The organism is Paracoccus ravus (genome assembly GCF_004522175.1).
In the GTDB taxonomy this organism is placed as follows: Bacteria; Pseudomonadota; Alphaproteobacteria; order Rhodobacterales; family Rhodobacteraceae; genus Paracoccus; species Paracoccus ravus.
The window spans coordinates 1-13,359 of the sequence record NZ_SDEB01000047.1 but is presented as its reverse complement, the minus strand read 5'-3'; the positions used below and the strand labels follow the sequence as shown (position 1 = coordinate 13,359).

At 66.0% G+C, this 13,359-nt stretch carries 12 protein-coding genes and 2 pseudogenes; 3 read left to right on the top strand and 11 right to left on the bottom strand.

The features are described 5' to 3' along the window. Positions 1 to 242: 242 nt before the first annotated feature. From ESZ60_RS19710 to ESZ60_RS19665, 10 genes and pseudogenes are all read right to left on the bottom strand, one after another. The gene (locus tag ESZ60_RS19710) at positions 243 to 1,118 is read right to left on the bottom strand and encodes a DMT family transporter (protein ID WP_134682377.1); all 876 of its coding nucleotides are present in this window, start codon (positions 1,116 to 1,118) and stop codon (positions 243 to 245) included. A 99-nt stretch (positions 1,119 to 1,217) separates the two neighbouring features. Next, positions 1,218 to 2,042 carry an AraC family transcriptional regulator gene (locus tag ESZ60_RS19705; protein ID WP_245155796.1) on the bottom strand — a complete coding sequence of 275 codons (825 nt, stop codon included), beginning with the start codon at positions 2,040 to 2,042 and terminating at the stop codon, positions 1,218 to 1,220. Positions 2,043 to 2,161: 119 nt separating this feature from the next. Continuing rightward, a pseudogene (locus ESZ60_RS21750) lies at positions 2,162 to 3,188 on the bottom strand (IS1595 family transposase). 168 nt (positions 3,189 to 3,356) lie between these two features. Then, entirely contained in the window at positions 3,357 to 3,917 is a 561-nt protein-coding gene (locus tag ESZ60_RS19695; protein ID WP_134682376.1) for a cytochrome b/b6 domain-containing protein, read from the bottom strand. Continuing rightward, positions 3,910 to 4,167: a PepSY domain-containing protein gene (locus ESZ60_RS19690; protein ID WP_134682375.1), complete on the bottom strand. Its 258-nt coding sequence runs from the start codon at positions 4,165 to 4,167 to the stop codon at positions 3,910 to 3,912. Before ESZ60_RS19690 ends, ESZ60_RS19695 begins: the two co-directional genes overlap by 8 nt. Before the next feature lie 90 nt (positions 4,168 to 4,257). Then, positions 4,258 to 4,869: a DUF6134 family protein gene (locus tag ESZ60_RS19685; protein ID WP_134682374.1), complete on the bottom strand. Its 612-nt coding sequence runs from the start codon at positions 4,867 to 4,869 to the stop codon at positions 4,258 to 4,260. A 20-nt stretch (positions 4,870 to 4,889) separates the two neighbouring features. Further along, entirely contained in the window at positions 4,890 to 5,750 is an 861-nt protein-coding gene (locus tag ESZ60_RS19680) for a TauD/TfdA family dioxygenase (RefSeq protein WP_134682373.1), read from the bottom strand. Continuing rightward, the gene (locus ESZ60_RS19675) at positions 5,750 to 6,550 is read right to left on the bottom strand and encodes an SDR family NAD(P)-dependent oxidoreductase (RefSeq protein ID WP_134682372.1); all 801 of its coding nucleotides are present in this window, start codon (positions 6,548 to 6,550) and stop codon (positions 5,750 to 5,752) included. The genes ESZ60_RS19680 and ESZ60_RS19675 overlap by 1 nt, the downstream gene beginning before the upstream one ends. After that, positions 6,547 to 7,941, bottom strand: coding sequence for an AMP-binding protein (locus tag ESZ60_RS19670; protein ID WP_134682371.1), 1,395 nt, complete (start codon positions 7,939 to 7,941; stop codon positions 6,547 to 6,549). Before ESZ60_RS19670 ends, ESZ60_RS19675 begins: the two co-directional genes overlap by 4 nt. Further along, positions 7,938 to 8,522 (bottom strand): thermostable hemolysin, encoded by a 585-nt coding sequence (locus ESZ60_RS19665; protein ID WP_134682370.1) that lies wholly within the window; start codon positions 8,520 to 8,522, stop codon positions 7,938 to 7,940. The genes ESZ60_RS19670 and ESZ60_RS19665 overlap by 4 nt, the downstream gene beginning before the upstream one ends. A gap of 217 nt (positions 8,523 to 8,739) precedes the next feature. Between ESZ60_RS19665 and ESZ60_RS19660 the strand changes: the two genes are divergently transcribed. From ESZ60_RS19660 to ESZ60_RS19650, 3 genes are all read left to right on the top strand, one after another. Further along, positions 8,740 to 9,393: a response regulator transcription factor gene (locus tag ESZ60_RS19660; protein ID WP_134682369.1), complete on the top strand. Its 654-nt coding sequence runs from the start codon at positions 8,740 to 8,742 to the stop codon at positions 9,391 to 9,393. Then, positions 9,390 to 10,625, top strand: coding sequence for a sensor histidine kinase (locus ESZ60_RS19655; RefSeq protein WP_134682368.1), 1,236 nt, complete (start codon positions 9,390 to 9,392; stop codon positions 10,623 to 10,625). The genes ESZ60_RS19660 and ESZ60_RS19655 overlap by 4 nt, the downstream gene beginning before the upstream one ends. A gap of 137 nt (positions 10,626 to 10,762) precedes the next feature. Then, the gene (locus tag ESZ60_RS19650) at positions 10,763 to 12,628 is read left to right on the top strand and encodes a heavy metal translocating P-type ATPase (protein WP_245155794.1); all 1,866 of its coding nucleotides are present in this window, start codon (positions 10,763 to 10,765) and stop codon (positions 12,626 to 12,628) included. Positions 12,629 to 12,654: 26 nt separating this feature from the next. On the opposite strand, the pseudogene ESZ60_RS19645 reads toward ESZ60_RS19650, so the two are convergent. Continuing rightward, positions 12,655 to 12,768 (bottom strand): annotated as a pseudogene (locus ESZ60_RS19645) (IS5/IS1182 family transposase); the annotation flags it as partial. Between the last annotated feature and the right edge of the window lie 591 nt (positions 12,769 to 13,359).

The window sequence follows — 13,359 nt, the reverse complement described above, 5'->3', positions numbered from 1 at the left end:
ACCCTTGCTCCGGAAACGACCTGCGCCTGCGACGGCGCAGAGCGCCGCGAGATCGATGCGGGCCAAGTCTATCCCGCGCATGAACGGCGGCGGTCCGGCTGAGCGCCTGACTGCCGCTGGGGCGCAAAAATCTTTCCCTATTATCCACGAGAAATAGCAGGAGACGAGCCGGGCTTGTATGCGACAGCATTCGCGGAATGCAGCAGGCATCCGAACAGACCCGGCGAGCAATCTCTTGAAGATCAGCTTAGCTTCTCCACCCAGAGGCCAAGAAAGGTGCCGGTCACGATCAGCGCAGCGCCGAGCAGCGCCGCCGGGGTCGCGGGCTCGGACAGAAGCGCCCAGGCCAGCGCGAAGCCGAACAGCGGCTCCGTTCCCATCAGGAAGCCGACGCGCGTGGGGCTGGTGCGGCGGACCGCCGCGTTCTGCACGTAGAAGGCACCCACCGTGCAAAAGAGCGACAGGAACGTCACCGCGCCCCAGGCAGCGACATCGGCCCGGACGAGGAGCCCCATCGGCCCAGATTGGCCCAGAAGCAGCGCCATGGTCAGCCCCGCGACGGTGGCGGCCTGCACCGCAGTCAGCGCGGCAGAGGAGAGGCGGCTGCCTTCCATCAGGCGCTTGGTTGACACCACCATCACCGCGCGGAGACCGGCGGCGCAGAGAACCAGCAGATCTCCCGCACCGAGCGCGCCCATGCCGCCCGACAGCACCATGACGCCGATCACCGCCACGACCGCTCCCATCATCACCCCTGCAGGAGGTAGCTTTCGCTGTAGTCCGAACTCGAGGAAGGGCGTGAAGATGGTGCAGAGCGAGATGATGAGCGCGGTATTGGTCGCCGTGGTCATCGACACGCCCCATGTCTCAGCCAGGAAGATGGCGCAGAGGATGGCTCCAAGCACTGCTCCCGCCGATAGATCTCGCCGGGGTGCCGCGCGCAGGTCACGGTGGGCCACTGCGGTCATCACCACCGCGGTCAACGCAAAGCGGTAGAAGATCAGCAGAAGCACCGGCATATGTGTCAGCGCTCCCTTGGCCACGGGGTAGCTCGCGCCCCAAACCAGCGCCACGCCGAGCACTGCCAGATCCGCCCAGAGCGTTGTCCGCCGTGCCATGAAACTTTCCGATACCGCCACCTTGACCTCCGTTTCCCGTGTGAAATCACGGTGAGATAGGCCGGCGGGTGCGTCGCGATATAGAACGAAAACGCGGTGTCAGCCCTTGGCGAAGGCGGCGGGGGTGATGCCGACGATGGCCCGGAAGTGGCGGCCCATGTGGCTCTGGTCCGCAAAGCCTGCCTGCGCAGCCGCTGCTGCCGGAGATAGGCCCGTGCGGAGTAAGCGTTTCACCAGAAGGACCTTCCTCTGCAGGTGCCAGGCGTGGGGTGGCAGGCCAGTGACGCGCCGGAAGGCCTCGATCGTTTGTCTCCGCCGCAGACCGGCGATCCGGCACAACTCGCCGAGCGAGACATCCTCCTCGACGTGGCTGTCCAGAAAGTCGACCGCATCGGCGATCCGCCCTTCGCTCTGCGGTTCCGACGCAGAAAGCTGAGGCGCCAGTTCCCGCAGGAGCGCGCGGAGCAGCGTATCGAGCGCCACGTCCCCGGACAGTCGCAGAATCGAAGCGTGCAGGGCCTCGTGCAGGTTGGAAAATCTCTGCGCCAGATCGGGTCGGGCATGGAAGGCCGCGCCGAAATCAAGCGTTCCGGTGGGCACGCGCCCGGTGATGTCTTTCACCAGCGCCCGCATACCGGCTTCGGGAATGTAGAGCATTCGCTGCCGCCAGCCGGTCTCGCTCCCTGCGCCGCCGTGATGAATGTCGCCCGGACGCATCGTGACGACCGAGCCCCGCGGCACCCGGTGCATCTCGCCGCGGCACCAGACGGCATGGACGCCGCCGTCGATCACGCCGAAGAGGTACTCGTCGTGAGCGTGGGGCTTGAAGGTCTGCTTCAGGTAGCGCGCCGACAGGGTCTCGATGCCATAGAAGTCGGGACGCGACCGCAGGGTCACCTCGTCTCTGCGGCTGTGCAGTTCCACCTCTGGCAAGACAGGGCGTTCCTTCCGGTTGACCGCCAGATGTTTATCGCCGGGACTTTGGCAGGTCAAACATGGCAATGTCCTGGATAGGCTCCCATCAGTCCTTCGCCGAGGTCGGGTCATGGCCACCGAAGCCCCCATGAGGGCGTGCGCCTCATCTGGCGGCCGACCGCCACGCAGAGCAGGCCGCGCATCTGATCCACGACGGGGATCGGCTTCCAGACCGTCCTGGTCTCGGTCGACGGGAGGCCAGATGAAGACTTGCGTTTTCGCACTTTTGTCTCTGGCACACGGTGGTTCCACCGCCAGATGATCTTGTCCAGATATCGCTGGAGATGCTTCCGCCCCAGGCGATGATACACACCGATGATGGCTCGCTGGACAACCGCGTTCACAGCCTCCACGGTGTTGATATGCGCGCCGGTCTTTTTGTTGGCATACTGGCGCTTGTTGTGCTGCACAGTCAGATGGTTCGCGAACGACGTGCCAATCTTGCTGTAGCTGGTAGTTCTTGTCATTAATGATCCCTGAGGCCGGATCAATCCAGTCCTCCATGATGGGGCTCATCGAGCGCCCTTGCGTATTCGGGATCAGGACCGCCCGAGCCTGGCCATTCCTCGCGGCAGCGACGAGGGCAATCGGTTTGCCTGTCCCCCGCCCACGCTTGTTCTTGAAGCCATGGCCGAACTTCGGCTTGCCGCCGATGAAGGCTTCGTCGAACTCGACGACCCCCGACAACCGCCTTGCGACCCCCTGCCGATCGTCCATCATCTCGCGGATGGCGTGGCCGAGCTTCCATGCTGTCTTCTGGTTCACGCCCAGGATGCGCGACATCACGACCGATCAGATGCCCTTGGAGGATGTCAGTACGTGGAACATCGCCGCAATCCAGATCCGCAGGTCGAGCTTAGTCGCATGGAGTGGCGTCCTGGTCGTTACGGTGAACTGGCTGCGGCACTCCTTCTCACTGCACTGATACAGACCGGGGCGGACGGACGCTCCGCGAAGCGGGCGTGATCTGAGGCTACCGCAGTGTGGACAGAACCGGTCATCGCCCCAGATGGCGTTCTCGAGAAAGAGCCGTGCGTGGCGCTCGGTGGGCATCTTCTTCCAGACGTCGCGGACGGACTTCAGTTCGGTTATCATGATGTGGCCTCGCTTTGGGTCATAACCCAGAAGATTGGCTGGTGGCTCCGAACAGGAAGCAATTACGTCATGGCGTCGTCGAGGCGGTCGAGAGGCAAGCAGGCACCGCATTCACGACTGCCCTGCTTTTTCTCGTGGATAATAGAGAAATCTTTCGGGCAGGGGGATCTATTCGGTCGCTGTCGGGGAGGTGGAAAGCGGTCGTTTCTTCCCGGTGATCATCGCGCGCACGAGGTTCTCGCCATGCCGCAGGCTCTCGACGAGGACACCGCAGAGATGCCCGGCGAGCAGGACCAGGATCAGGACGGCCAGCGTCTCGTGGATCTCCTCCATCGCCGACGAGCCCCAGAAGCGGTCGGTGGTCTGCAACCAGCCGGTCAGCGTGGTCGCCGCGATCGTCGCGATCAGGGCGACGATCATCCAGCCTCCGGCCGGATTGTGGCCCAAATAGCGCCGCTCTCGCCCGTGCGCGAGGTCGCGCAAATGGGCGATCACCCTGCCGGGACCGCGCACGAAATCGCTGAAACGGGCATGGCGGGGGCCGATGAAGCCCCAGACGATGCGCGCCACGAGCAGGGCCATGATGACATAGCCCGCGCCCTCATGCAGCCATTTCGGCCCGTCCTCGGTCAGCCATGCCAGCCCGATCAGGCTGGCCAGCGACCAATGGAAGATGCGCACGAAGCGGTCCCAGACCCGGACTTCGGCCCCTTCCCGAAGCTCAGTCATCGGAGCCCTTCTCCTCGAAGGTCGCGGGGTCGAAGAAGATCTCGACCCGCTTGCCGCTGGCATCCTTGCCATAGACCTCGTAGCAGCCGTCCTCTTCCTTGACGTTCGAGACGGTCCAGCCCTTCGAGGCCAGCTCGGCCTTGAGCTCCTCGACCGGGCGCCATTTCGCCTTGTCCACGTCGCAGCGATCCGCCGCGAGGGCAGGGGCCGCGGTCAGGACGGCGACGGTCAGGATCAGGAATTTTCGCATGATGTTTTTCCTTTGGATCAGGGTTGCAGCAGTGACTTGGTGCCGGACCCACCTTGCGCGCCGCTTACAATCGGGCGCGCAAGGCGGAATTCAGCGCAGGACGTAATCGATGGTCGAGCCATCCTCGGCGGCGAAACGGACATGGACCAGTTGACCCGCGCCGTCGAACCACAGATCGCGGTTGAGGCCGCCCGACAGCGCGTAATGCGTGGCGCTGACCTTGCCATGTCCGGTCGCGATGCTCTCGCCGCCCAGATTGCGCACCGAGATCGCGTCGGTGCTGGAATCGATCGTGTTCAGCACCTTGCGCGACTTGACGATATCGGCGTTCCACAGGCTGGCCGGGATCAGCGGGCTGGGGCCGACATGGATGTCATGCGCCTTGCCATTGTCATTGGTCTTCGAGCTCAGGGACTGCAGCTTGCCGCCGCTCCAGTTCTCGGTGCTGGTCTGCTCGAAGCGATAGGCCGAGACGCCAATCACCGGCACCTTGACCGCGACATCGGTCCTGACATTGACCACCAACCCGTCGCCCTTCTGCTGGAAGCGCAGACTGTAATCGCCGATATCCTTGCCCTTGCGGATGACATCGAAGCTGAGCCGCCCCGAGGCGGGCACGCTGCCGCCCGGCATGGCCAGCGCCGCGCCGCCCAAAAGCGTGGCGGCAAGGCCGAGGGCGGCGATCCTGCGATAATGTTTCATTCGGTTCTCCTTTGTGCGGCTCAGAGCGAGCCCATGCCGATGAACAGGTTGCGGTCGGCGTCGGCGATGGCGCGGCGGCCATGCATGACGCGGGTATTGTCGAGCACGGCGATGTCGCCGTCCTGCCAGTTGATCTCGTGGGTGACGTCCTCGGCGATGGCGCGGATCTCCTCGATCTCGCCCGCGGTCACCTCGCTGCCATCCGCGAGCCGGTAGCGCGGCGGCTGGTAATTGTGCGACGGCCCCAGCACGGCGTTGGCGAAACCGCGCGCGCCGCTGAAGACCGAGGCCCGCACCGGATCGAGCGTCAGGCGGTAGGTCAGCGAGCCATCCTCGTGCAGCTCGAAGCTCTGGCCCGGAACCGCCTGCTGGAACTGCAGGACATGCTCCATCCGGACCTCTTCGGGGTGCGAGATCGCGGGATGCTCATTGGCGAGATAGCGCTTCCAGAGCAGTTCCGGCAGGACGCGCTCGACCGTCATGCTCTGCGACCAGCGCGCCTTGCGCTCGCCGTCGAAGGCCTGCCACAACATGGCGCCGTCGCAGATCGTGGTCTGCGAGCCCTCGAAGGCGGCGCGCTCGGCGAAGAAGGTGACGATGTCGGGGCAGCGCGGCGTGTTGCCGTTCTCGATATGCAGGCCGATCGGCCCGAGGCCCGCATCCACCATCTGCGTCCGGTCGCTGCTGTGGCTGCGCGCCGGATCGAAGGTCACGCGCGAGCACAGCGTGCCGACCAGCCCTGCGAATTCCGCCATGCTTGGCCCGAAGCCACGCAGCAAGGTCCAGCCGTCGCGGGTCAGGTCGTCGCGGATCGCCGCGAGCAGCCCGGCATCGGCGAGGCCCGCAGCATGATCGGCGCGGCGGAGAATATTGTATTTCATCAGGTTTCTCCTGCTTCAGGATTTCGACGCGCCGCGGCAACGACGGCGGGATCGCCCGCGAGCTTCGCAAGCGCGCGGTCGATCAGCTGTGGCCGCAGCCGCTGCAAGGCGACGAAAAAACGCTCGCGGCTGGGCGGGAATTGCTCACGGCGGCGCGCCGAGATCGCGCGCCAGGCATGCCGGGCGACCGCGGCGGGATCGTCCAGCGTCATCGCCATCGGGCCGACCAGCGCGCCGAAATTGTCGGCGGCGGCGGTTCGGGTGGCGCGGGGGGCGATATAGGTCACCGCGATGCCGCGCGGCGCAAGCTCGCGGCGCAGCGCCTCGGAAAAGCCGCGCAGCGCGAATTTGCTGGCGGAATAGGGGGCGAAATAGGGGAAGGCGATATCGCCGAAGACCGAGCCGATATTCACCACCTGCCCGCGCCGCGCGGTTAGGGCGGGCAGCAGATCGCGGGTCAGCGCGACGGGGGCCGCGATATTCGTTGCGACCAGCGCATCCAATTCGGGATCGGTCAAGGCCTCGATCCCGCCCGAGACGAGCTTGCCCGCATTGTTGATCAGGATGTCGAGGCCCCCCGCCTTGGCCACCGCCTCGCGGATCGCGCGGCGGCCCTCTGGGGTGGTGACATCGGCCTCGACGATCCGGGCCGGGCGGGGCAAGGCATTGGCGGTTTCGCGCAGGGTTTCTGCCCGCCGTCCGGCGAGGATCAGGCTGTGGCCAAGCCGGTCGGCCTCGATGGCGAGCGCACGGCCAATGCCCGCGCCCGCGCCGGTGATCAGGACGGTCTTGCCGCTCATGCCTGCATCCTTTCATGCTGCGGGCCTGTCAGAGGCAGCCATTCCGCGTCCCGCGCCTCGGCCAGTTCGCGCGCCACGCTGCGGTCCATGCTGCCGGAGGGGCGGATGAGGCCCGGCAGACGGGGATCGACGATCAGCAGATGCTCGGGTCGGGCATAGGCGGGCAGATCGGCGAGTCGGGCCATCAGCCCTTGCATCCGGGGGGCGGCGACCGGAGCCAGCACGAGGACCAGCCGGTCGCCCGAGGTTTGCACCAGCGCGGCAAAAGGCACCGAGGGATCGGCCAGAGCCGCGGCCTCGACCCATTCGGGGGCGATATTGCGCCCGCTTTGGCGCAGGATCATCGCGTCGCGGCGGCCAAGGACGCGCAGGCGGCCATTCTCGATCCGGCCCAGATCGCCGGTTCGCCATTCGCCCTGCACCGCCACGCGGTTCAGATATCCCTGCATGACCGAGGAACCCGTGACGACGATCTCGCCCTGATCGATCCTGAGCGCGACCCCGTCAAGGACGCGCATGGCGGACCCTTGGGCGACGGCGTCGGGCGGGGTCAGCGCGACGACCGAGCAAGCCTCGGAAAGGCCGTAACCCTCGGCGGCAGGCAGGCCGAGCTGCCGCGCGGTTGCGAGCAATGCGGGCGAGACGGGCGCGCCGCCCACTGCGACATAGCGCAGGCTGGCGGGTGCGCTTGCCGCGCCCCGCTGTAGCGCCGCCACCCAAAGCGTCAATTGGCGCGGGGCCAGAACGGTGATGGTGGGACGAAAGCCCTCGGCGGCGCAAGCCAGCCCAGATCCGTCGCCCGTGCTCAGGGCCGCAAACCCCTCGGGGCTGATCAAGACCTCGGCCCCGGCGAGAACCGGCAGGAAGAGGCCGCAGACCTGTTCGAGCAGCTGCGCCTGCGGCAGCACCGACAGGTAGCGATCCGCCGCATCCGGTCGCAAGGCCGCCGCCAGCCCAGCGATCGAGGCGTTCAACTGGCGATCCCCCAGCACCACGCCCTTGGGCGTGCCGGTCGTGCCCGAGGTGTAGATGACCCGCTCGGCCCCTGAGGCATAATCCAGCGGCAAAGGCGGAAAGCGCGGCTCGGGCAGGCGGTCGATCAGCGCAGCCCCGGCATCGTGCAGCAGGAATTGCACCTGAGCGGGGGAAAAAAACGAAGGCACTGGAACGATCCGGCAACCGGCAAGGGTCGCGGCAAGATCGGCGATCACATAGTCTATGCCGCTGAGCGCGAGGCCCAGCACCGGCCCGGCCTCGCGAAAGCCCGCGGCCCGCGTGGCGACTTCATGGGCAAGCGCGGCCCAGCTGATGCTGCGTGAAGGTTCGCGAAAGGCGATGTCATCGGGGCGTTCGGCGGCATGCCGGGCCAGCGCGTCAAGGATCGGTTTCATGTCAGGCGGAACTCCGTGGTCAATCCGGGGCGGCGGGGCAGGAAATGCAGCGAGCGCCCCTGGTCGGGCAGGGCGCAGACCCAGGGATCGGTCGCGTAATAGCTGCCCCAGCTTTCGGCTTGCGGCAGGCGGTCGGGGCGGGCTGGGGCCAGCGCGATCAGCGGCACACCGACGCGGCGCAAGAGGCGCATCAACGGCGTGGTCGCGGTAAAGATGCCCCAGCTTTTGCCGCGGCGGCGGCCTTCTTCGGTGATGGCCTCGATCAGGGGAAGGGTGGCGCGGGGCTGCGGGCAGGCCATCGAGACGACTTCAAGGATCTCCTCGGGCGCGACCCTCTGGCCGCTTCTGTCCGAGAGCAGCGTGGCGATCGGGCGATCAAGATAGATCTCCGAGAAGAAGCCCTGTTCGGAACCGCGAATGCCCGCCGCGCCGCCGATCCGGCCATCCTGCAGATGCGCCACCGCCAGAAGGATCGCCGGAACCGAGATCCGGGCGGCATAGACCGAGCTGAAATGCGCCTCGATCAGCGCCGCGCCACGGCGCCATGCCGGGGTATGTCGGTCGACAAACTCGATCCTCATGCGCCTTGCCCCGATCTGCCGGGGCCATTCTCACCACTGTCCATAATCCACCTGTTGCTCTTTCCTTTTGGGGAAATCGCGCGCCAATCTTGCGCCTTCCTTACGACGGCGCGCCTGATCTTCACGAAGGCGCGACGGCGGGCGGAAAATCAGTGGCAAATCATCCGCGCGCCCGGCTAGCATTCGGTCATGCGCCGATGCTGCTGACGGAGAAGCGATGCGGGTTCTGCTGGTCGAGGACACTCCCGATCTTGCCGAGGGGATCAGCCGCTATCTCGAGGCTTGCGGCCATGCGGTGGATATTGCGCCGAGCCTCGCCGATGCCGAAGCCGCGCTGGATGTCGCCGAATATGACGTCATGCTGCTGGATCTGGCGCTGCCCGACGGCTCGGGCCTGACCTTGCTGCGCGCCTTGCGGGCGCGGGGCGAGCGCCTGCCGGTGGTGATCGCCACGGCCCGCGACCAGATCAGCGACAGGATCGACGGGCTGGATGCCGGGGCGGACGACTATGTCGTCAAACCTTTCGATCTGGGCGAGGTCATAGCGCGGCTACGCGCCCATGTGCGCCGGGCGGGGGGCGATCCTTCGGGGCAGATCATGCTGGGCGAGTTTCGCATGGACCGCGCGGGCGGGCGGTTGTTTCGCGGCCCCGAAGAGGTCCGGCTGACCTCGCGGGAATGGGCCGTGCTCGACTCGCTGGTGGCGGCGCGCGGCCGGGTCATGTCGCGCAAGGCGCTCGAGGAAAGGCTCTATTCCTTCGATGACGAAATCGAGGGCAATGCCGTCGAGGTCTATGTCTCGCGTCTGCGTGCCAAGCTCGGCGCGGATCTGATCGAAACCCGGCGCGGATTGGGCTATCTCGTCAAATGAGCCGCGGCTGGTCGCTGCAGAGCCGCCTGTCACGCCGCCTGATCCTAGGGGTCAGTCTGGGCTGGCTGATCGGCCTTTGCATCGCGATCTTCGTCTTTGCGCATGAGATGGCCGAGCTGCTCGACGAGACGCTGAAGGCTTCGGCGCAGGTTGCGGCCTCGGCCTATGTCTCGGGGGGAGACGGGACGGGGATCGGACTCGATGAGGACGCGGCCATCCGGATCATTCGCCAAGGCATTGAGATCAGCGCCGCGCCTTGGCCCCCTCAGGCGAAGGACGGCGCGCATCAATTGCCCGGCTGGAGGGTCTATCGCCTGACACGCGAGCCGGATGCGCTGGTGGTCGAGGTCGGGCAAAGCGACAAATGGCGGCATGACGAGCTTTTGGAAAGCGTCGAGGCGCTGCTCGTCCTGATGCTGCCGGTGCTTCTGGTGGTGCTCCTGACCGTGCGTCACGCCATTGCCGCCGCACTGGGACCGGCCTTGCACTTTGCGGCCACGCTGAAGGACCGGCCCGCCACCGACCTTTCGCCCTTCGACGAAGCGGGACTGCCGCGAGAGTTGCACACGATCCCCGTGGCGCTGAACGGCTATCTGCAGCGCATCCACAGTCTTATCGAGGCCGAGCGACAATTCGCCACGAATGCCGCCCATGAGCTGCGCACACCCCTTGCGGCGGCCTCGGCGCAGGCGCAGCTGATCGCGGCCGGGGCAGGGGATGCGAGATCGGCGCGCAGCATGGTCGCGGCCCTCGACCGGCTGGGGCGCATCGTCGAGCGGCTGCTGCAACTCTCGCGCGCCGAGGCGGGGCTCGACGGTGAGGCAGGCTGCGATCTGGTGCGGATCATCCGCCTGATCATCGCCGAGCATCCCTCGGGCACGGTCACCTTCGACGATGGCGACATCGAGGCCGCGCCCGTCGATGTCCATCCCGACGCCGTCGCCCTGCTGGTCGGGAATGCGCTGCGCAATGCCGTCGAGCACGGGACGGGTGGGGTAAGCCTTGCGCTACGGGCGGGCCCAGTCGTGCAAATCCGCAATCGCGTCGCGCGGGGGGCCGCCTTCCGTCACGAGACCTTCGCCAAATCGGCGCGCTCGGCCGGGGCGGGGCTTGGGCTGACGATCATGGCCAAGACCGCCGAGCGCAACGGCATCGCGATGGAGACGGCGCTGGTCGGCGACATGGCGGTGCTCAACCTTGATTTCCGCGCCCGCAATCCGGCGAGAATATGAGGCGCGGCATAGAGCCGCTGCGAGATGGACTCGACGCGGCATTGCACATGCGGAAGGATGCGCAAGGCCCGCGGATCACCCGGATTGGAGCGTATTCTTCAGGACCGGGGCCTGTGCCCCCGCAACAAGGAAGAGCCGTGCAGCAGAAGGAGCGATCAGACCGCCTGAAGACCCTTCTGCTGGGCATCTCTGTCATCGGCCTGTTTCTGGGCCTCGCTGCGCATCTGGCGCAACGGCCCGAGCTGGCAGCTGCCCTTTGGACTGCGGGCACTCTGCCAGTGCTGGCTGCACTGCTCATCGAGATCCTGCGCTGCCTCGCGCGCGGTGAAGTCGGGCTGGACATCGTCGCGGCGCTGTCCATGTCGGCGGCCCTGCTTTTCGGCGAGACTTTGGCCGCCGCGATCGTCGCCGTGATGTATTCCGGCGGGACTTTTCTCGAAGGCTTTGCCGAAGGCCGCGCCCGCCGCGAGATGCGCGACCTGCTCTCGCGCGTGCCGCGGACCGCGAGCCGATATGGCAAGGGTGGTCTGGAAGAGATCCCGCTGAAGCGGATCGCACCGGGGGATCGCCTGCTGATCCGGCAGGGGGATGTGGTGCCGGTCGATGGTCAGATCGCCTCGGCCGTGGCTTTCGTGGATACCTCGGCCCTGACCGGGGAATCCATGCCCGTCCGCCTGTCGCAGGGGGACGAGGCGCTGAGCGGTTCGACAAATGCAGGCGAGGCCTTTGATCTGATTGCCGAGCGCGACGCAAGCCGCAGCACCTATGCCGGGATCGTCCGGCTGGTCGAGGAAGCGCAGCGCTCCAAGGCGCCGATGTCCCGCCTTGCGGACCGCTGGTCGCTGGGCTTTCTCGCGATCACCGTGGCTCTTGCGCTCGCGGCGTGGTGGCTCTCCGGAGACCCAATCCGTGCCGTCGCCGTTCTGGTCGTGGCGACGCCTTGCCCGCTGATCCTCGCCGTTCCGGTCGCTCTGGTCGCGGGGCTCTCTCGCGCCGCCCATTTCGGGGTTCTGGTCAAGGGCGCGGGTCCGCTCGAGGCGATGGCGCGTATTCGTACGCTGATCCTCGACAAGACCGGTACTCTGACCGACGGGCGGCCGCAGATCGTCTCGATCGAGAGCCGCAACGGCATGGCTCAAGATGAGATCCTGCGTTTTGCGGCCTCTCTCGATCAGGCCTCCAAGCATCCGGTCGCGCAGGCGCTCGTCGCGGCGGCGAAAGCGCGCGGCCTGTCGCTGGCCATGCCACTCCGCGTCACGGAGCACGCCGGAGAGGGGCTGAGCGGTTCGATCGAGGGTCACGACGTCACCGTCGGCGGTGACGGCTTCGTGGCAAACCACGCGAGTGACGTCGCTACCAGACCGGATGTCGCGCCCGGATCGGTGACCGTCGCGGTCGCGGTCGATGGCCGTATGGTTGGAAATCTCGTCATGTCCGACCCGCTGCGCGACGACGCTGCAGAGATGCTGAGGACGCTTCGTAGTCAAGGGATCGACCGCATCCTGCTCGCGACCGGAGACCGCGAGGATGTGGCCCGGCATATCGCCAGAGGCTTGGGCCTGGACGGTATTCATGCGGGCCTGACACCGGAAGGCAAGGTGCAACTGGTGCAGGTCGAAAGTCGAAACGGCCCGGTGATGATGGTCGGAGACGGCGTGAACGACGCCCCGGCATTGGCGGCCTGCAATGTAGGTGTGGCCATGGGTGCGCGTGGCGCCGCTGCTTCGGCCGAAGCAGCGGACGTCGTGCTTCTTGTGGACCTTGTGGAGCGGATCGCCATCGGAATCGCGGTCGCCCGAGGGGCTAGGACGATTGCGTTGCAGAGCGTTGTCGCCGGAATCGGTCTCTCTGTTCTGGGTATGATTGCTGCGGCCACCGGTTACCTACTGCCCGTGCAAGGGGCGCTTGTTCAGGAGGCCATCGACATCGTCGTGATTCTGAACGCGCTTCGCGCGCTTGGGATCTCGCCGCAATTGGCCTCAGTGAGCTCGAACGCTAAGTAAAAATGAAAACCTAAGCTCATGGCTGATAGCCAGAACATGACAGTTGCCGCGAGAATGATGGCCGCCGGCGAAACTTTTGGACATCTGTCGTAGGGGGTGACCACGCGGCGCCCGTCCTTCAGGCGCCTGAAAGTCATCTCGCATCTGGGATGCATGGCGTAATCCCTTTGCTTTTCGGGGCGTCTGCACCGGTCAGCGTCAAGTTTTGCTGGAGTGAGGTTTTCATAGTTACACGGAATGTCGCGAGTACCCCGAACTGCGTGGGATTTGGCTTCAGCTTCGGAGCGATTCAGTGCTGGCCGACATGAGCGGCTGCTTTCTTGGTTATGCCGCAATTGCCATGCCGCAGCGCGGCGGTCGGCTTCCGCCCCTCGGGGCGAAACCAGCTGTGGTCTCGCTGCGGTGCGCCCGAACGGCTGCTCCTATGACTTGCTGCGGCTGCCACGCCGCACAGCCGTCAGTCGGCTCCCCGGCCTGCTTATCAATCCGCCAGTCAGCAACGGCGTGGAGTTTGCAGTTGCAGCGAATGACCGGAAGGTCCGGATGCTGTTGATAAACTCGAGCACGAGCTTTGAACGGAGGCTGGGACTGACGCACTTTTCAGTGCGGTCCTTTCAGGCTCGGCAACCGCGTGATCGGTTTTCTCAACCGCTCGGTGTCGAAGGCACGGTCGCCGGGCAGAGCGTGGTCATTTTCCGGAGGTTTTGGGCGATGGCGGCGAGTGTGAACTC

What these genes read in the sequence shown, in the direction of transcription:
- ESZ60_RS19665 (WP_134682370.1), bottom strand. Translation starts at nt 8,522, where the DNA reads ATGAGGATCGAGTTTGTCGACCGACATACCCCGGCATGGCGCCGTGGC.
- ESZ60_RS19655 (WP_134682368.1), top strand. Translation starts at nt 9,390, where the DNA reads ATGAGCCGCGGCTGGTCGCTGCAGAGCCGCCTGTCACGCCGCCTGATC.
- ESZ60_RS19670 (WP_134682371.1), bottom strand. Translation starts at nt 7,941, where the DNA reads ATGAAACCGATCCTTGACGCGCTGGCCCGGCATGCCGCCGAACGCCCC.
- ESZ60_RS19660 (WP_134682369.1), top strand. Translation starts at nt 8,740, where the DNA reads ATGCGGGTTCTGCTGGTCGAGGACACTCCCGATCTTGCCGAGGGGATC.
- ESZ60_RS19690 (WP_134682375.1), bottom strand. Translation starts at nt 4,167, where the DNA reads ATGCGAAAATTCCTGATCCTGACCGTCGCCGTCCTGACCGCGGCCCCT.
- ESZ60_RS19675 (WP_134682372.1), bottom strand. Translation starts at nt 6,550, where the DNA reads ATGAGCGGCAAGACCGTCCTGATCACCGGCGCGGGCGCGGGCATTGGC.
- ESZ60_RS19710 (WP_134682377.1), bottom strand. Translation starts at nt 1,118, where the DNA reads ATGGCACGGCGGACAACGCTCTGGGCGGATCTGGCAGTGCTCGGCGTG.
- ESZ60_RS19695 (WP_134682376.1), bottom strand. Translation starts at nt 3,917, where the DNA reads ATGACTGAGCTTCGGGAAGGGGCCGAAGTCCGGGTCTGGGACCGCTTC.
- ESZ60_RS19685 (WP_134682374.1), bottom strand. Translation starts at nt 4,869, where the DNA reads ATGAAACATTATCGCAGGATCGCCGCCCTCGGCCTTGCCGCCACGCTT.
- ESZ60_RS19680 (WP_134682373.1), bottom strand. Translation starts at nt 5,750, where the DNA reads ATGAAATACAATATTCTCCGCCGCGCCGATCATGCTGCGGGCCTCGCC.